24 protein-coding genes and 1 pseudogene are annotated in these 22,652 nt (G+C 62.3%); 6 read left to right on the top strand and 19 right to left on the bottom strand.

Annotated elements, in window-relative coordinates:
- The first annotated feature begins 136 nt into the window (after nucleotides 1–136).
- The gene (locus tag AC5JDC_RS26595; RefSeq protein WP_495846162.1) at nucleotides 137–418 is read left to right on the top strand and encodes an HU family DNA-binding protein; all 282 of its coding nucleotides are present in this window, start codon (nucleotides 137–139) and stop codon (nucleotides 416–418) included.
- Between the two features lie 575 nt (nucleotides 419–993).
- On the opposite strand, the gene AC5JDC_RS26600 is transcribed toward AC5JDC_RS26595, so the two are convergent.
- Complete coding sequence (locus AC5JDC_RS26600; protein ID WP_495846164.1) at nucleotides 994–1,572, bottom strand: GNAT family N-acetyltransferase; 579 nt, start codon at nucleotides 1,570–1,572, stop codon at nucleotides 994–996.
- Nucleotides 1,573–1,859: 287 nt separating this feature from the next.
- On the opposite strand from AC5JDC_RS26600, the gene AC5JDC_RS26605 reads away from it, so the two are divergent.
- The 4 genes from AC5JDC_RS26605 (at nucleotide 1,860) to AC5JDC_RS26620 (ending at nucleotide 5,288) form a co-directional block, all read left to right on the top strand.
- Nucleotides 1,860–3,734, top strand: coding sequence for a putative bifunctional diguanylate cyclase/phosphodiesterase (locus tag AC5JDC_RS26605; protein ID WP_495846166.1), 1,875 nt, complete (start codon nucleotides 1,860–1,862; stop codon nucleotides 3,732–3,734).
- A gap of 74 nt (nucleotides 3,735–3,808) precedes the next feature.
- Nucleotides 3,809–4,171 carry a hypothetical protein gene (locus AC5JDC_RS26610; protein ID WP_495846407.1) on the top strand — a complete coding sequence of 121 codons (363 nt, stop codon included), beginning with the start codon at nucleotides 3,809–3,811 and terminating at the stop codon, nucleotides 4,169–4,171.
- Entirely contained in the window at nucleotides 4,114–4,395 is a 282-nt protein-coding gene (locus tag AC5JDC_RS26615) for a hypothetical protein (protein WP_495846168.1), read from the top strand. Before AC5JDC_RS26610 ends, AC5JDC_RS26615 begins: the two co-directional genes overlap by 58 nt.
- A gap of 92 nt (nucleotides 4,396–4,487) precedes the next feature.
- Nucleotides 4,488–5,288, top strand: a complete 801-nt coding sequence (locus AC5JDC_RS26620; RefSeq protein ID WP_495846409.1) for a class I SAM-dependent methyltransferase — start codon at nucleotides 4,488–4,490, stop codon at nucleotides 5,286–5,288.
- 138 nt (nucleotides 5,289–5,426) lie between these two features.
- On the opposite strand, the gene AC5JDC_RS26625 is transcribed toward AC5JDC_RS26620, so the two are convergent.
- The 5 genes from AC5JDC_RS26625 to AC5JDC_RS26645 all read right to left on the bottom strand — a co-directional run bounded on the left by AC5JDC_RS26625 (nucleotide 5,427) and on the right by AC5JDC_RS26645 (nucleotide 9,050).
- Nucleotides 5,427–6,014 (bottom strand): helix-turn-helix domain-containing protein, encoded by a 588-nt coding sequence (locus AC5JDC_RS26625; protein ID WP_495846170.1) that lies wholly within the window; start codon nucleotides 6,012–6,014, stop codon nucleotides 5,427–5,429.
- 52 nt (nucleotides 6,015–6,066) lie between these two features.
- Nucleotides 6,067–6,594: a hypothetical protein gene (locus AC5JDC_RS26630; protein ID WP_495846172.1), complete on the bottom strand. Its 528-nt coding sequence runs from the start codon at nucleotides 6,592–6,594 to the stop codon at nucleotides 6,067–6,069.
- 19 nt (nucleotides 6,595–6,613) lie between these two features.
- Nucleotides 6,614–7,192, bottom strand: coding sequence for a PIN domain-containing protein (locus AC5JDC_RS26635; protein WP_495846174.1), 579 nt, complete (start codon nucleotides 7,190–7,192; stop codon nucleotides 6,614–6,616).
- Complete coding sequence (locus tag AC5JDC_RS26640; RefSeq protein ID WP_495846176.1) at nucleotides 7,182–7,628, bottom strand: MerR family transcriptional regulator; 447 nt, start codon at nucleotides 7,626–7,628, stop codon at nucleotides 7,182–7,184. Before AC5JDC_RS26640 ends, AC5JDC_RS26635 begins: the two co-directional genes overlap by 11 nt.
- Before the next feature lie 66 nt (nucleotides 7,629–7,694).
- Nucleotides 7,695–9,050: a tyrosine-type recombinase/integrase gene (locus AC5JDC_RS26645; protein WP_495846178.1), complete on the bottom strand. Its 1,356-nt coding sequence runs from the start codon at nucleotides 9,048–9,050 to the stop codon at nucleotides 7,695–7,697.
- Between the two features lie 726 nt (nucleotides 9,051–9,776).
- Here AC5JDC_RS26645 and AC5JDC_RS26650 point away from each other — a divergent pair.
- Nucleotides 9,777–10,031: pseudogene (locus AC5JDC_RS26650) on the top strand (IS630 family transposase); the annotation flags it as partial.
- A 219-nt stretch (nucleotides 10,032–10,250) separates the two neighbouring features.
- Here AC5JDC_RS26650 and AC5JDC_RS26655 read toward each other — a convergent pair.
- The 13 genes from AC5JDC_RS26655 to AC5JDC_RS26715 form a co-directional block, all read right to left on the bottom strand.
- The gene (locus tag AC5JDC_RS26655) at nucleotides 10,251–11,420 is read right to left on the bottom strand and encodes a M20 aminoacylase family protein (RefSeq protein ID WP_495846180.1); all 1,170 of its coding nucleotides are present in this window, start codon (nucleotides 11,418–11,420) and stop codon (nucleotides 10,251–10,253) included.
- A gap of 41 nt (nucleotides 11,421–11,461) precedes the next feature.
- The gene (locus AC5JDC_RS26660) at nucleotides 11,462–12,400 is read right to left on the bottom strand and encodes an ABC transporter permease (RefSeq protein WP_495846182.1); all 939 of its coding nucleotides are present in this window, start codon (nucleotides 12,398–12,400) and stop codon (nucleotides 11,462–11,464) included.
- Nucleotides 12,393–13,406, bottom strand: coding sequence for an ABC transporter permease (locus tag AC5JDC_RS26665; protein ID WP_495846184.1), 1,014 nt, complete (start codon nucleotides 13,404–13,406; stop codon nucleotides 12,393–12,395). The genes AC5JDC_RS26660 and AC5JDC_RS26665 overlap by 8 nt, the downstream gene beginning before the upstream one ends.
- A gap of 94 nt (nucleotides 13,407–13,500) precedes the next feature.
- Complete coding sequence (locus AC5JDC_RS26670; RefSeq protein WP_495846411.1) at nucleotides 13,501–15,207, bottom strand: peptide ABC transporter substrate-binding protein; 1,707 nt, start codon at nucleotides 15,205–15,207, stop codon at nucleotides 13,501–13,503.
- A gap of 70 nt (nucleotides 15,208–15,277) precedes the next feature.
- The gene (locus tag AC5JDC_RS26675; protein WP_495846413.1) at nucleotides 15,278–16,297 is read right to left on the bottom strand and encodes an ABC transporter ATP-binding protein; all 1,020 of its coding nucleotides are present in this window, start codon (nucleotides 16,295–16,297) and stop codon (nucleotides 15,278–15,280) included.
- Complete coding sequence (locus AC5JDC_RS26680) at nucleotides 16,287–17,303, bottom strand: ABC transporter ATP-binding protein (protein WP_495846186.1); 1,017 nt, start codon at nucleotides 17,301–17,303, stop codon at nucleotides 16,287–16,289. The genes AC5JDC_RS26675 and AC5JDC_RS26680 overlap by 11 nt, the downstream gene beginning before the upstream one ends.
- 168 nt (nucleotides 17,304–17,471) lie before the next feature.
- Nucleotides 17,472–17,930 (bottom strand): GNAT family N-acetyltransferase, encoded by a 459-nt coding sequence (locus tag AC5JDC_RS26685; RefSeq protein ID WP_495846188.1) that lies wholly within the window; start codon nucleotides 17,928–17,930, stop codon nucleotides 17,472–17,474.
- Nucleotides 17,927–18,340 carry a MaoC/PaaZ C-terminal domain-containing protein gene (locus AC5JDC_RS26690; RefSeq protein WP_495846190.1) on the bottom strand — a complete coding sequence of 138 codons (414 nt, stop codon included), beginning with the start codon at nucleotides 18,338–18,340 and terminating at the stop codon, nucleotides 17,927–17,929. The genes AC5JDC_RS26685 and AC5JDC_RS26690 overlap by 4 nt, the downstream gene beginning before the upstream one ends.
- Entirely contained in the window at nucleotides 18,337–18,750 is a 414-nt protein-coding gene (locus AC5JDC_RS26695; protein ID WP_495846192.1) for an FAS1-like dehydratase domain-containing protein, read from the bottom strand. The genes AC5JDC_RS26690 and AC5JDC_RS26695 overlap by 4 nt, the downstream gene beginning before the upstream one ends.
- The gene (locus tag AC5JDC_RS26700) at nucleotides 18,750–19,553 is read right to left on the bottom strand and encodes an ABC transporter permease (protein ID WP_495846194.1); all 804 of its coding nucleotides are present in this window, start codon (nucleotides 19,551–19,553) and stop codon (nucleotides 18,750–18,752) included. Before AC5JDC_RS26700 ends, AC5JDC_RS26695 begins: the two co-directional genes overlap by 1 nt.
- On the bottom strand, nucleotides 19,550–20,560 hold the full coding sequence (locus AC5JDC_RS26705) for an ABC transporter permease (protein WP_495846196.1): 1,011 nt from the start codon (nucleotides 20,558–20,560) through the stop codon (nucleotides 19,550–19,552). Before AC5JDC_RS26705 ends, AC5JDC_RS26700 begins: the two co-directional genes overlap by 4 nt.
- On the bottom strand, nucleotides 20,479–21,498 hold the full coding sequence (locus AC5JDC_RS26710; protein WP_495846198.1) for an extracellular solute-binding protein: 1,020 nt from the start codon (nucleotides 21,496–21,498) through the stop codon (nucleotides 20,479–20,481). The genes AC5JDC_RS26705 and AC5JDC_RS26710 overlap by 82 nt, the downstream gene beginning before the upstream one ends.
- Nucleotides 21,499–21,510: 12 nt before the next feature.
- Nucleotides 21,511–22,626: an ABC transporter ATP-binding protein gene (locus AC5JDC_RS26715; RefSeq protein ID WP_495846200.1), complete on the bottom strand. Its 1,116-nt coding sequence runs from the start codon at nucleotides 22,624–22,626 to the stop codon at nucleotides 21,511–21,513.
- Nucleotides 22,627–22,652 lie beyond the last annotated feature (26 nt).

Consider the following 22,652-nt stretch of genomic DNA (forward strand, 5'->3'; position numbering starts at 1 on the left):
ATAAGCTTGCTAACCGGCGGCTTCGTTTCCTCTGAACGGTTGACCTTGCATGGTTTCCCGAGAAGCGATCCTTGTATAAAATGAGTCGCCAATGGTGGGGCTCATCGACAATGTTGAAAATAGAGAGGACTGACCGGTGGCTGTAAATACGATCGATCTGGCGGAGCGCCTTGCCGAAACACATGGACTGACGAAGACCCAGGCGAAGTCCGTCGTCGAGGATGTGCTGAAGGGCATAGCCGAAGCGGCTGCAAAGGGCGAAGAGATCTCACTAAACGGCTTCGGCAAGTTCAAGGTGCAGGATAAGCCCGCACGCGAAGGCCGCAATCCGTCGACTGGCGAGAAAATCAAGATCGCAGCGTCTAAGAAGCTCGTGTTCCAGCCGGCCAAGGCGCTGAAGGATGTCGTAAACGGCTGAGGTTACAGCCGATATGCGACATGAGCCATTGCCGGCAGCGGAGCCGGCGCCGATCACCCCTGAAATGCTGATGGACCTGCTGAGGGTGGAGGCCCCGGCCGGCTCGCTACTCATTCAGGGGATCGCGCGTGATCTGCAGCCATGGAGTCGCGGCGACCGCTCCTATGTCTATGGGCGCTTGACGCTTGGCTCCGCCTCGGTGCGCTTCCGCACGGAGTCGGCGTTTGCGCCGCAGGAGGGTGAAGCCGTGACGATCCAAGGAACGCTGCGGATCGAACCAGCTAATCGCAGCGGCGAGGATTGGTGCGCCACGCATCAAGTTATGCTGGCCGGCAAGGTGGTAGGGACATGGGAACCGCGTGCGGCAGTCGAGCCGGTGTTGCAATTGCCATCGCGTGACGAGCGTTTGCCGCTGGATGAGTTCGTATCGCTCAACGGTGTCGCGAGCCTTGCGGTGTTGGTCTCGGGAACGGCGCGCGCCGACATCGCACGCACATTGTCCAAGGCGGAGCGGCCGGAATTCATGGAGGCGAATTGCTGTCGCCGCGTCGCGAGGTCAGAGACGAGGTTGCAATTCAGGCTTCCAGATCCAGTTGATAGCTCACTCCCATTTCGGACTTGCCCGAAGGAACTATCTGGGGCCGAGCGTCGCCTATCTGTTCAAATTCTGCGTCCAGGAGGACCCTCGTCGAAGCAGGGTTGTCCATAACGGTGCGAGCGCGCAGCCGCTTCAGACCCAATGCGCGGCTTATGTCTCGGGCCAGCATGAGTGCTCGGCTCGATATCCTTCGCCCACGATGTTCTGGCGTGACCCAATAGCCGACTTCCGCATCATCGGGCGTGATGTCGAAGAATACGAGACTTCCAAGGAATGCGTCTGAGTTGGCGTCGGCGATCGTGAGAACGGCTAGAGTCCCGTCGCGCAAGCCCTCAGCAATCGCACCCTCGATCATGTTGGACACGATCTCCGGCGTGTAATTCTCCAGCGGCAAGTGAGCGAAGCGTTTCACCAGAGCGTCGTCTGTTCCGGTGGCGTAGGCTTCCGCATCCGCGATCGACATCGTTCTGATGGTCACGGTCCCATCGGAGATAGGTAAGGCGGCGAGAAAATCGCAGTCTGGCGACGTGCCAGTGGTAACGTCAAGGTTAGTCATTCCAGCTTCCGGTATTGTTTCGATTGCCTTGGATGCCGCCGCAAGGGCAGGATTGAGAATTGTGGTGCTGCTCCTTCCAGCCTGTCGTTGCAAAGCCAGTTGTCCTCTGACTCTCAGGGGGTGTTGCGGGGAGCACCCCGCTGAAGGGGGTGTGCTGGCGACTATGGCGCCTGCCAGGGGGAAGGCGTTCCCACGCAATTCCGTTCATTTGCTTAAACTTTACCCTATCTGAACAGTCAATCTTAAGCCAAGGGCGACTATAATAGTCGCATTGGGGCGAAGGTTGATTGGGCGTTGGATTGTTGCAGGTTCAGAATCAAATATTGCGGATGATTGCCAGCGGGGCCTCTCTCGATGAGACGGCTCGGCAAATCTGCCGGAATCTCGAGACCCTGTTTGAAGGAATGCTCTGTTACATCCTGACGGTGGATGCGACGGGTCGTCTTCATGTCCTGGCCGCTCCCAGTCTTCCGGCTGATTTTGAAGCGCTCATCGATGGCATGCCGGTCGGTGTTGAGATTGGTGGGCAGTTGACCGAAGCGCAGCTTCGGACGCCTATGGTGGTCTCGGATCTGACGCGAGATCAACTCGGAGCGCATGTTGGCGCCTATTTCGCTGCGTTGGGTCTGAAGAGCTGCTGGGTACTGCCCGCCGCCGACGCGAAAGGGCGCAAGGCTGCGGTGCTGATCATCCACCTGCCGGAGCCGCGGAATCCCACCGAAACGGAACGCGCCTATATCGAGAACTGCGCGGAGTTGTGCGGTATCGCGATCCAGAGGCATGAGCGTGTGGTGATGCGTGAGCGACGGGCGACTGTCGATGCACTGACCGGCCTGCCGAACCGGTTCGCCTTCAACACGGTGATGAGTGGAATGCGGTGCGACGCCGCCGGGACATGGGCGCTGTTCCTCGTCGATCTCGACAATCTCAAGATCGTCAACGATACGTTCGGACATCTGGCGGGGGATGCGCTGATCGAAACGGCCGCCCGACGGATCGCCGCCTTAACAACGCCCGACAAGGTATTTCGGCTTGGTGGTGATGAGTTCGGCGTGATCATCGAGAACGCGGAAGCACTGGCTGATCTGGAGTCCGCTGCGGGTCGAATTCTCGGCGCGCTCGACAAGCCGGCCGATTGCGCGGGGCATACGATCGTGCCGAGAGCCACGATCGGCGGCGCAGTTGTCGGTGGTGATGAACGGACCGCCAACGCAGTCGCCGAGGCGGCCGACTTTGCGCTTTACCATGCGAAGGAAACCGGGCGCGGCGGTTTCGTGCGATACTGGCCGGGGATCGGCACGCGGATGACCCGTCAGATCGATGCGATCCGGAATGTGACCGCGGCTTTGGCTGACAGCCGGATAGAAGCTCACTACCAGCCGGTGGTTCGGCTGGACACCGGAGAGGTGGTGGGCTTTGAGACCTTGTGCCGGATGCGGGGCGAGGATGGATCGCTGATCCCTGCCACTGCGTTCTATGAGGCGACCAGCGATGTGAGGATAGCGGCCGATCTCACCCGCTACATGCTGAAGATCATGGCGAGCGATCTTGCGGCGTGGAGGGTGGAGAGCCTGCCGATCGACGCCGTGGGCCTCAATCTTTCGGCGGCGGATTTCCATGCGGGGGATCTGGTCGCCAAGTTCGAAGCGGCGTTCGGCGACGCGGGACTTCCGCTTGAGCATCTCATTGTGGAGATCGACGAGGCGATCTATGTCGGGCGGCGAGATCCGATCATACCAAAGCAGATTGCGAATCTTCGGTCTCGGGGCGTTCGCATCGCGCTCCATGATTTCGGCGCCGACTATGCCTCGCTGACCCAGCTACTGAATGTTCCGGTCGACATCATCAAGATCGGCAAGGGCTTCATCGAACCGCTCGGCCAGGAAGGGCCGGGCAAGATCGTAGTTAGCGGCCTGATCGATATGGCGCATCGCCTTGGGATCGAGGTTGTCGGGGAAGGCATCGAGACGGCGGCGCAAGCGCAGGAGCTTTGGGCGATGGGATGTAAGCACGGCCAGGGGTTCGCTTTCGCGCCTGGCGTAGATCGTGATGCAGCGGCGGACATCCTGCGTGGACGCCGTCGGATTCAGGAGCCGGTTTCGATGATCGCTGAAATCGTTTCCCTCGACACAGTCAGATCAAAGGCAGGCGCAGGTCGTTAGCTGGCGAGTACTTAGAAGAGCTGTGCATTGACCGATCGAATTCACCAGGATATCCGGCCGCACAGGCCGCCGACATTACCGCGTTCAAGGCGACCTGCGTCCCTGTTGGGGAGGATCAGGCGCCGCTGATCGAGCAGACCAATGAGATCGTTCGCCGCATCAATGCAGCCGCAGGGGCAGCTGTTCTCCCTGAAGCGCAGGCGATTGTCCCGAAGACAGGCCGCCTGCCGGGGATTGATGGTAAGGCGAAGATGTCGAAATCGGGCGGCAATGCCATCCCGCTCTCGGCTTCACCGGATGCAATCAGGGCTGCGATCAAGGCCATGTTCACCGATCCACAGCATCTGCGCGTCGAAGACCCGGAAACGTCGAAGGCAATGTGGTTTTCACCTATCTCGATGCCTTCGATCAGGATCAGGAAACTCTGGAGGAGTTGAAGGCGCATTATCGGCGCGGTGGACTGGGTGACCGACAGATCAAGACCCGACTTGAGGATATTCTCCAGAACCTCATCGCACCGATCCGTCAGCGCCGCGAGGAGTTTTCCCGAGAACCTGATTATGTTTTCGACGTCATCCGCCGTGGCACGAACAAGGCCCGTGAGCGGACCGAGGCGACGAAGCGCGAGGTGGTCGAAGGCCTTGGCTTGTTCGTGCTTTGATATCGTCGCGCATCTGTCGATCCGCGGTCGAACGCGATAGGCTTGGTAACAACACACGAATCAAAACGACGACATTATCGAAAGGATGAATGATGACATCCGCCGCGGCTGAAAACAAAGCGCAGTATAGCGACAGTCGTAAGCTTGCGGCGCGTGCCCGGCTGAATTCTGAATACACGATCACGGAGACGCCGTGGTTCGTGTGGGTGGCACAACAGCTTCCGCTGAAAGCGAATGACCGGGTGCTCGACGTCGGATGCGGGCCGGCCTGGTTTTGGGAGCATGCGGCAGGGCATCATCCCGATGGGCTCAATCTGGTTCTGACGGACATGTCGCAGGGCATGGTCGATGAGGCTGTGACGCGCTGTCAGGCCCTGCGGTTCGGCTCTGTTCATGGACAGCAGGCAGATGCGAATGCGCTGCCTTTCGACGATGAAGCATTCGACGCGGTCATTGCCATGCATATGCTCTATCATGTCCCGAACCCGGCCGTTGCGATCGCTGAAATGCATCGGGTGCTGAAGCCGGGTGGGATACTGGCGGTGACGACGAACGGGGCGAACAACATGCGGGGGCTCTATGAGCTCACGAGCGCCTTCGGCAGCGCGCCATCCGATCCTGCCGCAGCTGCCTTCGGCTACGACGCGGCCGAGAAGCTCCTGCGTGATAGGTTCGGCAATCTGACTAAGGCACAGCACCCTGCGAGAATGCGCGTCACCGATCCTGAGGACGTCTTCCTCGCGCTGACCTCCTATCCACCGGGAGACACTGCTAGCGAGGCGCAACTTGCTTCGTTTCGTGAAGCGATCGATCAGGTGTTTAAGCGCGGGAATGGCGTGCTCGAAGTGGAGAAGGAGACTGGCCTGTTCGTCAGCCGGAAGGCAGTGGACTGACGGTCTGCGGCGCTTGACCGATCGACGCACGATGCTGATGCACGGGGCTTCCTGCGGAACCGGGTAAAAGCGACGGAACGGACTGGCCTCGGCAGCACAGAGTTCCGTGGCAGGGCCAGAAATCGTCGCTTTGGGTGTTTAGCTACGGCCCTTCAGTTCAGACCAGAGCTTTGCGCCGCGTGGTGAAAGTCTGTAGCCGCTCTCAAGGCTCTCAGTCAGACCAAGCTCCTTTAGCTGCCGGATTCGGCGCTTGAGAGTTGGTTTTTCAACTGAAAGGGCTTGTGCGATCTCGGCTGCCGTCCGTCCCTCCTTACCGGCGATCAGGCTCAATGCTGTATCGGTCCAAGGGCCGCTTTTCGAGGTCCTGTCCATATGGGCAAGACGCTCGATCAAAGCAGTCGTATCCGCGTTGGAAAGCTCCGCATCCTGTCGTAAGGCGATGCGCGGGTCATCACCCACAATATGAAAATCGATGCGATAGAGCACGCGACCTGCGCTGCTTTGTAGAGCCGACATCAGCTTTTCACGGTTCTCAAAGCCCGCGCGAAGTGCATCTGCATCTGAAATCTCACCGGGCGTAATCGCCGCCAAACTGTCGATCGCCAAGATGCCAACGGGTGTTCTCAGCTGTCCGCGTGCTGTTACCGAGGGGCGGCTCCAGTAGCGGAAAGCCACTGTGACCTGACCTGATGCAATCTGATCCAGAATGTGGGATTTGAAGAGCACGTCTTCGTCCTTTGATCGAGCAGGTGCTCAAGGGAGCCGCCTGCGGCGTACATTAGTTTGAAGGCGGCGGGGTAAATTGCCTGGTTCGCTCGCGCTCAAGGAGTTCGAGCCGTTCTGCTTCGGTCATCAGATTGCCAGCCCACCAGATTTCTCCAGAGGCGCAGGCCTCGGGAATGGGCTCGGTGATATTGGTTGGCATGACCGGCTTATGGTCCGTGCTCGCTGGCGGCACGAGATTTCCTATGCCACCACCCATGGCGATCTCATCGCCGACATAGGCTGAGTTCCCGGTGAAGCCGTCGGTGATCTTAATCCGACCATCGTCAGTTCGTTCGATGCGGCTGTCGTGATGCCAGATGACGAAGGGACCATCGTCACCGCCGATGCGAAGGCAGCCGTGCCGGTCGAGATGCAGACCGCCGCGTGCGAGAGCCTCCATAGCCAGGTCGTTGCGGACGCTATTGCGGACCAGTACGGGCAGATCGGCAAAGGACTCTGCGGTGGTGCCGACCGCCACGTCTGAACAGGCTGAGAGCGCCAGAGCGAACGCGGCGGCGGTCATCGTGGATGCGTGCTTCAAGCCTGCGTTCCCTTTCCGGTCATTTCAGCTTTTTGAGGTTCTGGCGCAGGATTGAGGAGAACCTTTTCAGGCCCTGACGCTCCAGCGCTTCGATGAAGTCTGTGACTGACGGCGTCGTCTTGCGAAGGTTCTGCCTTGCCCGGCTGATGCTTGGGATGAAGATGGTCGGGAAGGTCGCATGAAGATCGGCAAGAAAGTCGTCCGGCGATATGGCAGCCACGCCGTGAGCACGGAGAGCCTCTGCCGGGAAATCCTTGAGGTTCCACGTCACGATGACTGAAGCCTTGCCGGCGATGGCCGCCGCCAGCACGTGGCGGTCGTCGGGATCGGGCAAGGAAAGGTCCGGGATCAGGGCTCGGTAGTCGGGAACCTCGGCATCCGGCAGGACGGCCTTCATCCTGTCGCGCGTCACTTTCAGTCGTCCGATCTCGGCTCCCGGCGAATTAGCGGCGAGATTGCGCATCCATTCGGCATGAATCTCGTCGGTCCAGCGCGCCGCGACGAGGCCGTCGAAGGCGCACTGGATCAGGACGTTGCGGAGGTGGAAGGGATAAAGAGCGCAGGCATCGTAGACCGCGACGGGCGATCTAGAGGCCATGATTGACGATCAGATCCTCTGTATCTTCGGCGAGGGCGTCGAGCGCCTTCTGGCGGGCATCAAGGCGGGCCTTTAACGTGAGGACGTCCTTCAGTAGTGCGCGGCGATGCTTTCCGACATAGCGGAAGGGCAGATCGCCGATGTCCATACGATGGACCACGAGTGGCCGGGAGATGCCGAGGAGGGTCGATGCCTCGGTCGGACTCAATTCCTGATTTTCAGTGAGCACGGCCACGCGCTCGCCACTAAGCAGGCGATCGAGCAGCGCCTCGACGACATTTGCAGCGGCCGGCGGCAAAGACAGCGTCTCCTCGTGACCATCCCGACGGCGCACATGCAGCTCGACATGATCGCCCTTGCCGAGCTTCGGCAAGGGCGCCACCCTCTTGCGGTCCCGGTCCGACAGACCGGCGAACTGGACGACATGGCTGGTCATGGCTGGTTCTCCTTTCCAGCCAATATAATGGCCGCGCCAGCTAACTGCAATAACTGAAAACTTCGGTTAGGCGGCAAGCTGCTCCCCTTGCTCTGTATTATCCTGATCAGCTGCAGCTTGTTGCAGGAAGCGGGCAAGCGCCGCTTTCCGGGAACCGCGGTCGAGGGCATAGGCCGTCTGCTTGAACGCGATCCCGTCGAGGAGGCCTTGAATGTAGCCCGCAATCGTGTCCGCTGCCATTATCAGGGCGGTGTCGAGCGTGTGGATATAGTTGCTCGTGACCGATCCCTTCGCATGGCCGACCAAGGCCGCAATGGTGACTTCTGTGAAGCCTAGATCGTTGGCGACGCTGGCGAAGCTGTGGCGGAGAATGTGAGGGGTAATGTCGCCAAGAGGCGAGTCCGCGAAAATCTTCTTCCAGTGATTGGGGAAGCTGCCAAATGCACTTTCTCCGTCTCGACCGGGGAAGACATAATCCCCGACCGCTTCTTTCCGGCGCTTCTCCAGATGCTCCACAACGGGGAGCCCTATTGGCCGGACAGAACTTCCTTCCTTGCTGTCAATCAGCCGGACGCAGCTCGCGTCCGTGTCGGCTTCTGCCCATTGCAGCGTCACCATCTCGGTACGACGGCTTCCCGTGAGAGCGATCAAGCGGATGATCTCGGCGGACATCCGATACCTTTCGTCTTGGGCTGCCTTCTCGATCAACTCGCCAAGAATGCGATACTCAGCCTCGGTCAATCGACGGGCACGCACATTGTCCTTCGGGCGCCGGACGCCATGAGCTGGATTGACCTCGATGATGCCAGACTCCACCGCATAGGTGAGGATGCCGCCGAAGAGCCCAATGGTCCGCGTGGCTGTACCGACGCCGCCCTTCACGATGGACTTCCCGCGCAGTTTCTTTGTCTTGGCAACGAGACGCGTCTTCCCGGCCATGATGTCCTTCATGGCTTTGGTTATGTCGGCTTTGGTCAGGTCCTTGACTCGGCGCGTTCCGAGGAGCGGTACGATGTGGCGATTGATCCGCCCCACGTCCGAGACGATGGTGCCAGGTTTCTTCGGCCGCCCGCCTTTACCGAGAATGAGGCCAGCTTGCAGGTCTGCCAGATATAGATCGCAGAGCTCTTTGACCGAGAGCGACTTGTGATCGATCTGCTTTTCTTCGGCAGGGTCCTCACCTTGGGCGACCCTGCCCAGCTGTGTCTTGGCCTCCTGCCGCGCAAGTTCGGGTGTCCAGATGCCGTGTAGGCCGATCGTGAAACGGCGGGAGCGACCTCCCTGGCGATACTGGATCACATAGCTGCGCTTGCCTGAAACGAAGACACGAAGCCCGAAACCGGGTAGTTCGTCATCCCAGATTACGTAATCACTAGGACGGCTTTCGGCTGCGTCCACAACCCGTTTTGTCAGCTTAGCCATGGACTTCCTCCCTCACAGACCCAACTTCTCGCGTAAGCACCACGTAAGCAGCAGGGCGAAAATCGTGGCGAAGACAAGGATAGGCGCGGCGGCGTGAAAATTCAAATTGTTTTGTGATTTCAGTAGGATAGTGCACTATAGCGGACTCCTTCGTATGAACGTCGGAGCTAGCGATAATCCCTCCGAAGGCAGAGGTCACAGGTTCGAATCCTGTCGGGTGCGCCAATTTTCGATTGCGTATCAACTAGTTAGCAATGCGCATTGTGTACCTGAAGTCCTTCAGGGTTGAGCGGCGTAAGCGTTAGGAACCCGAGTTAAGTAGAATCATGTCGCCACACTCCGCGGATTTTCGGCAAAACGGTGCGAAACCGGCACTTTCCGGCGGGTGAGCATCACAAATGAAGCTTGAGCGTTGCCCACAAAGGCAGCGCTCAAGCTGAGGTGAGTTGGACAGGAGTATGGAGTGCGGTCCTTGCAGACTGACATTTGACGGATCGCTGTCCGCAGATATGCGATGTTGACGCGCTGAGCGGCTTATCTCGTTTGGCTCGGACTTCGGTCTGTCTTCATGGCCAAGGATGCAACTGGCGAGCCCCAGCACACGCCAAATCCATCCGCTAGCGACCGACGAGGCCGCTCAAGTCGTCATTTTGGGCGGGGCGAGACATCAGCTATTTCCGCAAGCTTACGGAATCTTTCGTCGAAGACGTGAGGTGAGTTCTCTTCGCGGCGCGATTTGAGGTGGGAATATCGAGTGCGATCCGCTGGGTCGCGCGAGCGAAGGTCGGAGAGCGTACGCCGCGCCCGCAAGGTTGGCGACGCGGCTCAAGGCTCGATGCGCATGAAGCCTTCATCGTAGGGCTGATCGAGAAGCGCAAGGACATCACGCTGAACGAGATGGTCGAGCGGCTGGCTGCCGAACGGTCGGATCGGATCGGCCGCAGCGCTCTGAGCGACTGGCTTCGCGGGCGAGCCTGGACTCGCCGACGCCTATCGACTCTCGAAGCGGCGGACTGGTTCGGAGGGGGGCGGCGTCGCAATCCGCATGCGAGCTGCGTCATGCGGCACGCTGATTGACCCCTGACGCGAGAATCGCTTCAATTGCGCTACGTATGCGCTCCGGGTCTTCGATGATGCTCTTTTCGCGTCTTCGAAGACCTCGCCTCTTGCAATCAGCGATCGCGCGGACGACAGCGAGCTTCAGGCAGAACGTGCGGCTTTTCCCCGCTGTTCCACCAGGTTGGCGAAAAAGGCAGCGCCGTATGGAATGCATGCATCTGCGAAGTCGTAGCGGGGATGGTGCACTGGCGCGCTCGTTCCGTTTCCGAGCAATACGTAGGCGCCGGGCACCTTCTCCAGCATAAACGAGAAATCCTCGGAGCCGAGATCAGGAGCACCAAATTCCTCCACTCCGGACTCGCCCACGGCGCGGAGGGCCGCCTCGCGGGCAAACCGGGTCTGAGCCGGATCGTTCACGGTCGGCGCAAAGAGCAATCGGAAATCGAGTTCCGCCCTCGCGCCCAGACCTTGCGAAAATCCCTCCGCAATCCGCCGCATCGCCTGCTCGACTATCTCTCCCGTGGCGCGGCTGAAGAAGCGGGCCGTCCCGGAGACGATCGCCTCCTCCGGGATCGTGTTGTAGGCCTCCGCGCCGACCACGCGTGTGACACTCACGACAGCGGCCTCCCAGGGAGAGAGGTTACGCGAGACAACGGATTGCAAACCGGTCACCAGATGGCAGGCCGCCAGCACCGGATCGATGCCGTCCTGCGGGTAGGCGGCATGGATGCCCCTCCCTGTGACCTTGATGTCGAAGAACCCGCCCCCCGCGGCGATCGGCCCACTGCCAATGCGGAACTTTCCGGTTTCCAGCCCGGGGTGATTGTGAAGCGCAAAGATGGCGTCGCAGGGAAAGCGCTCGAAAAGTCCGTCCTCCAGCATGGCGAGCGCCCCGCCGCAGCCTTCCTCCCCCGGCTGGAAGATGAAGACGACGGTGCCGTCGAAATTCCGTGTCTGCGCCAGATATTTTGCCGCGCATAGGAGTATGGCCGTGTGGCCGTCATGGCCGCAGCCGTGCATGAGGCCCGGCGAAAGCGAGCGGTAAGGCAGATTGGTCGCCTCCTCCATCGGCAGGGCGTCCATGTCGGCCCTGAGCCCGATTCTCGCCCCGACGCGGCCTGACCTGAGCACGCCCACCACGCCGGTGCGGCCAACATTGCGATGCACCTCGATGCCGCAACCCTCGAGAAAGCTGGCGACAAGGTCCGAGGTGCGGAACTCCTCCATTCCCAACTCGGGGTGCTGATGGAGATCCCTGCGGATGGCAATGATTTCATTCAAGAAGGAATCAAAGTCCCCTGCGGTGGCCATGATCTCGCATTGTCCCTGGTTGTGACGTTTTGTGCATGGATTCAGTCCCCGCGGAGGCGCGGGTCGAGCGCATCGCGCAGCGCATCGCCGACATAGTTGATCGACAGCACGGTGAGCGAGATCGCCAGGCCCGGCCAGATGACCCGCGAAGGATTGATCTGGACGTAGTTCACGCCGTCATAGAGGAGCCGACCCCAGGTCGGGAAATCCGACGGAAAGCCAAGCCCCAGGAAGGAAAGCGCGGATTCCGTGATGATTGCCGTGGCGATGCCGAGCGTGGCCGACACCATGATCGGCGACAGAACGTTGGGCAGGATGTGGCGCGTCACGATGCGCCGCTCGCGCGTGCCGATGGCGCGGGCGGCCAGCACGAAGTCCTGCTCCTTGACCGACAGAACCGCGCCGCGGACGACGCGCGCCGTCTGCATCCAGCTGGTGATTCCGATGACGAAGACGATCAGGAGAAAGATCCCGGTCTCCGGCCCGAGCATGGCGCGCAGCGTATCGCGGAAGAGCATGATCGCGACGAGAAGTAGCGGCAGCAGCGGCAGCGCCAGGAAAAGGTCCGTGAGCCGCAGAAGAGGACCTTCGAGCCAGCGCACGAAGCCTGCGAGCACGCCCACGACCGAGCCGACGAAGAGCGACAGCAGCATGGCCGTCACCCCCACTGCAAGCGATATGCGGCCGCCGGCCAGGATTCGCGCCAGCATGTCCCTGCCGAGATTGTCGGTGCCCATGGGGTGGAGGAGCGAAACGCCCTGGTTCTTCTCGCGCACGTTCAGCGCCTGCGAGTCCACATCGTGCAGGGACGGGCCGACAAACACGGCGAGCACGATGGCGAGGAAGAGGATCGCGCCCGCCATCCCGCCGCGATGGCGGCGGAACTGGCGCCAGACGTCGCCCCAGAGGCTCCGCTGCCCGCGTTCGGCCTTTGCCGGATCCGCGGCGGCCGTCGGATATGCCTCGGTCGCCTCACTCATAGCGGATCCTCGGATCCAGCATGCCGTACAGGAGGTCGGCGATCAGGTTGAAGAACACGATGAGCACCGCGAAGATAAAGGTGAGCGTCTGCACAAGCGGGATGTCGGCGCCCTGGATGGCGGTGATCAGGAGTTGGCCGAGCCCGTTCACGCGGAAGATCTGTTCGGTGATGATCGCGCCGGAGAAGACGGTGGGGATGCCCAGCGCGATCACCGTCACGACAGGGACAAGGCTGTTGCGCAGCACGTGGATGAACAGGACGACGCGCTCCCGCATCCCCTTGGCGCGGGCCGTGCGCACATAGTCCTGGCCGAGATTGTCGAGCATGGAGGCGCGCACGAACCGGCTGAGCTGGGCCGCGTTGTAGAGCCCGAGGACGGCAACCGGCAGCACCATCTGGCGCACCTGTACCCAGAAGCTCGGCAGGTCGGTCACCTGGTGCATTGTGTCGTAGATGGACGGGAACCAGCCGAGATGGACGGAGAAGATGACGATCAGCAGCACGCCGGTGAAGAAGGTGGGTACCGAGAAGCCGACCATGGAGACGAAGGTGCCGATCTGGTCGAACCAGGAATACTGGCGGTAGGCCGAGACGACGCCGATCGGCAGCGCGATCAGGATGCCCGCCACATAGCCCATGCCCACCACCAGCAGCGTCTGCGGCAGGCGCTCGACCACCAGATCGACGACGGGGCTGCGGGTGACCCAGGAGCGGACCCGCAGCCTTTCGGCGGAGTTGCCGATCTCCATCCCGAGGATGCGCTCGACGAGGTTGAGCGGCTCGTTGACCATGAAGTGCTGCAGCCATTTCAGATAGCGGATAGGGAAGGGCTCGCCGAGACCGAGCGAGCGACGAATCTCCTCGCGCACTTCCGGCGGGATGGTGAGCGGCAGATTGCCGGTCGGGTCGTTCGGCGCGAGGTCGAGCAGCGCGAAGATGATGAAGCTGATGACGAGAAGGGTCGGCACGGCAAACGCCAGCCGCCGCAACGTATAGTTCAACATCCGGCGGTCCCCGTCCCCAAAGCGTTCAGCACTCTCACGCGGCCGGACAAATGGCCCGCATCGCCTCGATGCGGGTCATTTGTCCGGCGTCCCGCTATTTCCTACGCGTCCAGTCGGCCGCGTTCCACAGTTCGGAATCCCAGGCGTTCATGCGCACGCCTTCGAGCGTGAGCGAATGCGCCGACATGCTGCCGCGATGGACCAGCGGAATAATGATCCCCTGCCCCACCAGCACGTCATTCATGCGCTTGGCGGTTTCCGCCCGCGCCGCCAGGTCGGCGGTCTGGGCCATCTCCGCCACCAGCGCATCGTACTCGTCGCTGCAGAAGCGCTGCATGTTGTTGCCCAGCCAGTTGTTGGCGGGGGTGGGTATCTCGTCGCAGTGCCAGTAGGAGAGGTACCGTTCCGGATCAGTGCCCGGAAAATTGTTCGTGTACATCTGCACGTCGGCATAGAATTTGTGCGCCGTGTCAGGGCTTCCCGGATCGCCGCCGAAGAACACGGCCGCGTCGACATTGCGCAGTTCCGTCTCCATCCCGATCTGGCTCCACATGTCCTTCACCAGCGCCTGTGTGCCCTGGCGGACGGAGTTGGTGGCGGTCTGGTAGAGAAGCGAGAGACGCACTCCATCCTTTGCGCGCACGCCGTCGCTGCCGCGCACCCAGCCCGCCTCGTCGAGCAGCCTGTTGGCGCCGTCGATGTCCTGCTTCAGGCACCAGTCATTGGCGGTGGACGCATAGATCTCCGGGGCGGAGAGGAGATTGCACGTAGGCTTGCCGGCAGGGCCGTAGCCGACCTCGACGATCGCCTCGCGGTCGATCGCCATCGAAAGGGCGCGGCGCACCGCCGGATCGGTGAGGAAGGGATGCGGGCCGCCCTCGCGGGTGGATCGCAGGGCACCTTTGGCCGGCGAGGGATCACTCAGGTTCACCTCGATATATTCCACCGAAGGACCGAACGCGGTGGCGAGCGTGCCGCGGCCCGCCGCCACCATCTGCTCCAGGATTTCCGGCTCCACGAGCAGGCTCCAAGCATAGTCGAACTCGCCGGTCTCCAGCACAGCGCGTGCGGCCGACGCTGCGTCGCCGCCCCCCTTCAGCGTGACCGTCGCAAAGGCGGGCTTCGCGGGGTCGCGGTACTGCGGGTTTGCCTTGAGAGAGACGACGTCGTTCGCCCGGAATTCGGTCACCGCGAAGGGGCCGGTTCCGATCGGGTGGAAGTTCTGCTCGGTGCATTCGGGCGCCTTCGGACCCAGGCAGCCTTGGAACTGCGCCTTCTGGATGATGGGCGATTCAGAGCCGACAAAGGGACCGTAGGGGAACGGCTTCGTCACCGAGAAAGTGACCTTCACGGTAAGGTCGTCGACGGCCTCCACCTTCTCGACGTCGGTGAACTTTGCCGCCTGCTGACAGCCGCCGTCGGGATGCATGCAGTATTGTGCCGTGAAGACGACGTCATGGGCGGTAAACGGCGTGCCGTCCGACCATTTGAGGTCCGGCTTTATTTTCCAAGTGATGGATTTGAGATCCTTGGCGACGCCTCCGTTGGCGGGCGTCGGTATTTCGGCGGCCAGCGCCGGGACGATATTGCCCGCCTCGTCATAGCTGGCCAGCGGCTCGATGACGAGCGAGGCGCCGTGCACATCCTTGTTCCCGCCCGACAGGAACGGGTTCAGGATCGACACTGCCTGCCAGTAGAGAATGTTCAGGTGGCCGTCGCTGCCGCGGTCGGCATGAGCTGCGCCCGCGCTGACCACGGCGATCGTCGCTGCTTGTGCCAGTATGGCTATCAGTCTTTTCATCTTGTCTTCCCCTCTTTTGATTATCCTTGGTAAGCACTCAGCCGCGGCGGCTGCGTCTGCGATGCCCTTCTCATTGCGCAAAGTGGCAGGCGACGCTGCGTCCACCCGGCAGCACCCGCCGCTCCGGTTCCACGCGCGCGCAGAGGTCCACGGCCTGCGGGCAGCGCGTGCGGAAACGGCAGCCGGAAGGCGGAGAGAGGGGGCTCGGTATCTCGCCCTTCAGAATGATGCGCTGGCGCGAGGCCTCGATCTTCGGATCGGGAGCCGGCACTGCGGAAAGCAGCGCCTGCGTGTAGGGATGCTTCGGACTTTCGAAAAGCTCCCGCACACCGGCGAGCTCGACCATCTTGCCCAGGTACATTACCGCCACGCGGCTGGCGATATGACGGACCATCGACAGGTCGTGGCTGATGAACAGATAGGTCAGGCCGAGCTTTGCCTGCAGATCCATGAGCAGGTTCACCACCTGCGCCTGGATCGAAACGTCGAGGGCGGCGATCGGCTCGTCGCAGACGACGAAATCGGGGTCGAGCGCAAGCGCGCGGGCAATGCCGATACGCTGGCGCTGGCCGCCGGAGAATTCGTGCGGATAGCGGCTCGCGAAGTCGGGATTGAGCCCCACCGCATCGAGCAGCGCGCGCACGCGTTCCCGGCGCTGCGCCGGCGTGAAGGAACAATGTTCGACAAGCGGCTCGGCCACGATGGCGCCGGCGGTCATGCGCGGGTTCAGGGAAGCCTGAGGATCCTGGAAGATCATCTGCATCTTCGGGCGCAGCGTGCGCAGGCTCTCGCCCTCGAGCGTGGCGATGTCGCGGCCGGCGAAGCGGATGCGCCCTGCCGTCGGCCGGTAAAGCCGCAGGATCGTGCGCCCGGCGGTCGATTTCCCGCAGCCGCTTTCACCCACGAGCGCCAGCGTCTCGCCGCGCCTAATCTCGAAGGTGAGACCATCGACGGTGCGCACCGCGCCCACCCGCCGCCGCAGCAGGCCTTTGTACACGGGGAAATGCATGGTCAGCCCCTCGACCTCGACCAGAGGGGGCGCGACGGCGGCCGGCTGACCCTCGCGCGGGAGCAGCACTTCAGTGCCCATGATGCACCTCAGCCACGGGGAGTTCGCGCCAGCAGGCGACGTCATGGCCGGGCGCCGCCTGCACAAGCGGCGGGTTCGCCACCAGGCACCGATCGAAGACTTGCGGGCAGCGCTGCGCAAACGGGCAGGAAACCGGCTCCTGGAGCATCAGCGGCGGCTGCCCGCCGATCGCCCGCAGCCGCTCGCCGGGCACATGGCGACCGGGCAGCGTGTCGAGCAGCGCGCGCGTATAGGGATGACGCGGAGCCTCGAACAGATCGGCCGTGGCCGCCTGCTCGACGACTTGGCCGCCATACATGACCATGATGCGATCAGCGATACCCGCGGCCACGCCAAGATCGTGCGTCACCCAGATGATCGCCATGCCGAGCCTGCCGCGCAGGTCGCGCACGAGTTCCAGTATCTGCGCCTGCACCGTCACGTCGAGTGCCGTCGTCGGCTCGTCGGCGATCAGAACCCGCGGCTCGCACGCCAGCGCCATGGCAATCCCCACGCGCTGGCGCATGCCGCCGGAAAAGACATGCGGATAGTCGTCGAGCCGATCGGCCGCCGAGGGAATGCCGACGAGTTCCAGAAGCTCGACTGCACGCTCGCGCGCTCGCCTGCGGCTCATGCCCAGATGCCTGCGCAACGGCTCCATCAGCTGATAGCCAACCGTGAAGACCGGGTTGAGCGAGGTCATCGGATCCTGGAAGACAAAGCCGATGCGTGCGCCGCGCACCCGGCGCAACTCCTCCGCGTCGAGCGTCATCAAATCCCTGCCCTGGAAGAACACCTCGCCCGTAACGGCCGCCGGCGGCATGGGAAGCAGCCTGACGAGCGACATCATGGCCACGCTCTTGCCGGAGCCGCTCTCGCCGACCACGGCGAGAAGCTCACCCTCCCCCACATGGAAGCTCACCCCGTTGACCGCGTGGATTGTCCCGTCCTGCGTATGGAAGACGGTCTTGAGCGCGACGGCGCGGAGAGCGCTCGCCTCCCAGTCGGAAGCAGACGGAGCATTCATTTGCCGGCGCATCGTTTCCGTCGAAAAACTGATATTGGCATCATATTCAATTCTACATACCTGTCAAATCCTTCAGAGCCGCCGAAGACGCAATCGTTTCACACATGCATGCGGCGAGAAATCTCGCGCTTCTCCTCGCCGGCGCATCGTTCATTTCCGCGACGAATGTCACGGCGCGCGCAGATTGAGATCGTAGCGGATGTAGTCCTTGCGCTCGGCGACCTTGTCGTAGAGGCGCTGCGCGGCGAAATTGTCGGACTGGGTCATCCAGAATATCTTGAACCATCCCCTCGCCCGTCCGATCTCCGCGACACGCGCGATCAGCGCCTGGGCCATGCCGCGCCCGCGGGCCTCGGGGCACACATAGATGTCCTGGAGATAGCAGACGTCGCCGCGGCTCCAGGTGAACGGGAAGGCAAGGAAGAGGACGAAGGCCCGCGGCCGGTCATCTGCATCGGCGGCGAGCAGGCATTGGAGCGCATGCTCGGTCTCCATGATGCGCTCCCAGTTGAGCGGGCCCATCGCATGATTGCCGGGCTCCGACGGCGCAAGCGCCACGAAATCCTCCCACATGGCGAGAAAGGCGTCGCGGTCTTCCGCACGTGGCCCTCGCACCATGACGGTCATCGCCGTTTTCCTTCCATGTTGATGGTGACACAGGCGGTGCCGGTCACGACCACATCGTCAACACTCCGCGAGAGGCTCAGAACAAGGTCCGCCAGCCGCTTGCCATTCTCGCCGTCACGTTCCGCAGCGATCTCGCAGCGCGCCGTCAGCACATCGTCCGGCCAGACCGGACTTAGAAAGCGAACCGCAAAGCACCGCATCACATCCGGGCCGAACCATCGCACGACCGCGGAGGCAAGAAGTCCCGCCGAAAGCATGCCGTGCCCCATCACGTCGGGTAGTCCGGCGGCCTTGGCGAATTCAAGGTCGTGGTGCAGCGGATTGAAGTCGCCAGAGGCTCCGGCATAGCGCACGAAATCCGTCCGCGTCAGCGGGTCATAGGTGATCGGCTCGGGTGGAGAGAAGGTCACAAGCTTCCCTCCCCTTTCTCGATCGAGGTCATGACTTCGCGGCAGAGGAGCTTGCCCATGGCTGCCGAGCGGTATTCGAACTCGACCCTGACGATGCGCATGCGCCCGCCGCGCCGCCCCTCCTTCACGTCGTCCGAAAGCATCCGCGCACTGCAACGCAGGAGATCGCCGGGGCGGATCGGTGCGAAATATTCATAAGCTTGCTCGCCGTGCACCGTCCGGGCGCGATCGAGCCCCAGAACCTCCGTCACGAGCCTTGCGACCAAACGCGCCGATGGCACCATGGTGAAGGTGGGCGGGACTGAGAATGGTTCGGACTCCGGATGCCGCACGGCCCGCGCGAATTCTCGCAGCTTGCCGTGCTCGACCGGAAAATCCCATTCGGCAATGATGTCGCCGGGTGCGATCATCAATAGCCTCTTTCGAACAGCCGGCCACGGCGGGAGACAAGGAGCAGCACCGCGAGCGCCAGCAGATTGAAGGCGATGAGAAGCGTGGCGACTGCGGTGATGGTCGGGTTCACCTGAATGATGAGTTCGGCAAACATGCGCTTGGGGATCGTCAGGTGCGCGCCGGAGATGAACAGCGTCACCACCACCTCGTCGAAGCTCAGCACGAATGCAAAAATCCAGGCGGCTGCCGCGCTCGGCCAGAGATTGGGCAGAACGACGCGCGCGAGGATGGTAAGCCGGGAGGCGCCCAGCGTCGCCGCCACCTGCTCGATGCGGATGTCGAAGCCTCGGATGGCCGCCTGCATGATGAGCACGACATAAGGAACCGCCAGGATGGTATGGCCGAGCACGAGTCCGTGGAATGTGCCGAGGATGCCAAGCCGCGCAAAGGCTATGTAGAGCGCTACTGCGGTGATGATGGCGGGCACGATCATCGGCGCCATGAAATTGGCCTCAAGCAACCGCCGGCCGCAAAACGCGCCACGGGTGAGCACATAGGCGGCAAGCGTGCCGCAGACCAGCGCGATGGTGCTTGATATCGTGGCAAGCACCAGCGAGTTTATGCCCGCCTCCACCCAGATGTCGCTGCCGAACAGGCTCTGGTACCAGCGCAGCGAGAAGCCGGGCGGCGGGAATTCGAGCGACTTGGCATCGGAAAAGGACATCGGCGCCACGACCAGCACCGGCAGGAGCAGGAAGACCAGCACCGCGAGCCCGCAGACCGTGAGCGACAGGTCGGAGAGGAAGCGCCGCGCGGTCATGCGTTCTTCTCGCGGAGCCACTGATAGACGGCATAGAGCGAGAGCGTGACAACCATGAGGACCACAGAGACGACGGCCGCGATTTCCCAGCGGGCGAAGCGGTTGATCAGAAGATCCATCATGTTGGCCACCAGTGGCACGCGCCCGCCCCCGAGCACCGCAGGGGTGATGTAGAAGCCGAGGCTCAGGATGAAGACGAGGATCGCCGAAGCGGCGAGCGTCGGCAGCGTCAAGGGAAAGAAGACCTGCCAGAAAATCCTGAACCGGCTCGCCCCCAGCGTTTCGGCCACCTGGAGGAGACGCATGTCCACGCGCATCATGGCCGCAAACAGCGGCAGCACCAGGAAGGGGAGGAGCACATTCGTCATGCCGACGAGGATGCCGAACTCGTTGTAGAGGAACTCGATCGGCCGCGAGACGACACCCGCCCACATGAGCAAGCGGTTTATGAGACCGGCGCTGCCGAGGATGACGATCCAGGCATAGGTTCTGACGAGGATCGAAACCCAGAAGGTCGTCACCACCAGGCCAAGCACGACGATCCGCCAACGCGGGGGAAGCTTCGTCGCCCAGTAGGCGAGCGGATAGCCGAGCAGGATCGTGGCCGCCGTCACCTCCAGCGACAGGAAAAAGGTCCGCCAGATGATGCGCAGATAGGCGGTGGCCTCGAGGAAATCCCTGAAGTGGCCGAGCGTGAGCGCGCCGGTCTTCGGATCGCTGATGCTCCAGTAGGCGGTGTTCAAGATCGGCAGGTCGAAGATCAGGACGATGAGCAGAAGCATCGGCAGCAGGAGGAAGAAGAGCTCCCACTGACGCAGGCTGGCACGGCGACGCGCGGGGACGGCGGTCGCTTCCGCCGCCACATCATGCGCCGCCGCCACTGTTTGCGAAGCAACCGGTCCGCTCTCGTATGAGCCGGGAAGCGTCACTGCAACAGCTTGAACTCGTTCCAGCGGCGCTCGACCTCGGCGGCGTTGTCGTGCCACCATTTGCCGTTGATCAGCCACTGGACTTTCTTGTTCTCGCTGTAGGTCGGGAACGTCTTCGCCAGCTCTTCCGGCACCATCTTTTCGAGATCCGGGCTCGCTCCGGGATAGGGGATCATCTCGACGAGGCATTTCTGATTCTCAGGCACCGATTGCGCCTGTATCCAGCGGTAGAGCATGTCGCGCTGCTCGTCGCTGATGCCCTTGGCCACCATCCACCAGGAGATGTCGAGCATACCCTGGTTGAAGGTGTAGGACACACCTTCCTGGTCGGCCACGCGCCCCGACCAGGCGATGGCGTATTGCGCTTCCTGGTCCTTGAGCAGTTGTGCCGGCTGCGCGCCGGACTGCCACCAGATGGTGTTGTCCTTTACCCGCTCCAGCGTCTTGAACGCGCGGTCGAGGTCCAACCCCTTGCTCACCTCCTCCGGCGTCACGCCATCACCCATCGCAGCGAAAGCAAGCACGAACTCGGGATAGTCGGGGAGCACCCGGCGACCGGGAAACTTTTCGGTGTCGAAGAAATCGACAAAGTTCCGCGGCGCCGGCACGTCGGAGCGCCAGGCCATGATGGTCGAATAGTATTGAGCGCCGAAGCCGTATTCGTGCTTGGCTTCATCGAACATGGGCTGCGGGTTGAGCTTCGCCCAGTCGATCGGCTCGAGAAGATCAGCGGCGATCAGGCGATAGAGATCGCCCGTCGACCCGTCGGTCGTGGCATTGGTTATCACGCCGGACGTGGCCTGCGCCTGCATCTTGGCAAAGCCGCCCGGCGTTTCAGCGACGACCTTGATACCCGCCTCCTTGAGCAGTTGCTCTTCCACGCATTTGTGCAGAGCGTCGCCATACTCGCCGCCTGAATGCATGACATGAAGTTCTTTCACCTCCTGCGCTTGAACCGGCATGGCCAGCAGCGAGACGGTGCAAAGAAGCGCGAAGTTCCCCAGATATTTTTTCATTTTCAGCACCCTTCATCGTCCAACGACAGAGACTTTTTCCGTCCGCCGCTCTGTCACGGCGGCATTTCCATCCGCGGGTATGCGGTCTGAGTTATCGGGCAGGATCCACACCCGCTTGGGATCCCAGGAGAGGGAGACGCCGGCGCCGGCGACATGCCGGCCGCGAGCGCCCGCGACATTGGCGGTGAGCCGCCGCCCGCTCTTGAGTTCGATCAGGTAGCGTACGGTCTCGCCCAGGAAGACCACGTCCCGCACGATGCCGGCGAGGTGCCCGCCTTCGCCCCCGGCACGGATATCCTCCGGGCGAAGGAGGCCGCATACGCGCGCGCCATGTGCAATGTCGGTCGGCGCGCAGGGGAAGCGTTCGCCGTCGGGCGAGACGATGTGCCCGTCGTGATAGCTGCCCTCGATGAAGTTCGCCATGCCCAAAAAATCGGCGGCAAAGCGCGTGCTGGGACGGTGATAGATCTCGTCAGGCGCGCCCACCTGCTCGACGCGGCCCTTGGAGAGCAGCACCACCTGGTCCGACAGCGACAGCGCCTCCTCCTGGTCGTGGGTGACCATGATGGTGGTGATGCCGAGCTTGCGCTGGAGCTCGCGGATCTCCAGCCGCACCTCTTCCCGCAGCTTGCGGTCCAGCGCGGCGAGCGGCTCGTCAAGAAGAAGGATGGCAGGCTCGAAGACGATGGCACGCGCCAGTGCCACGCGCTGCTGCTGGCCGCCGGAAAGCTGGTGGGGCTTGCGTTGCCTCAGCCCCTCCAGCCTCACGAGCCTGAGCGCTTCGCCGACCCGCCGGGAAAGCTCCGCCGCCCCCATCCCGCGGACGCGGAGCGGAAAAGCGACGTTGTCGAAGATCGACATGTGCGGGAAGAGAGCATAGCTCTGGAAGACGAGGCCGATGTTGCGCTCGGCGGCCGGCACGAAGGTGATCTCCCTGTCGCCCAGATCGATCCGCCCGGAGGTTGGTCGCGTGATGCCGGCGATCAACGACAGCATGGTGGTCTTCCCCGAGCCGCTCGGCCCCAGCACTGTCGTGAATTCGCCGGATTTCACCGAAATCGAAACGTCATCTATGGCCCGGACGGGGCCGTAGGCTTTGGTGACGTGGGTGAACCGCACATTCGTCATCAGACCATCTCTTCCGGCAGCCAGGC

It is taken from the genome of Kumtagia sp., assembly GCF_059502445.1.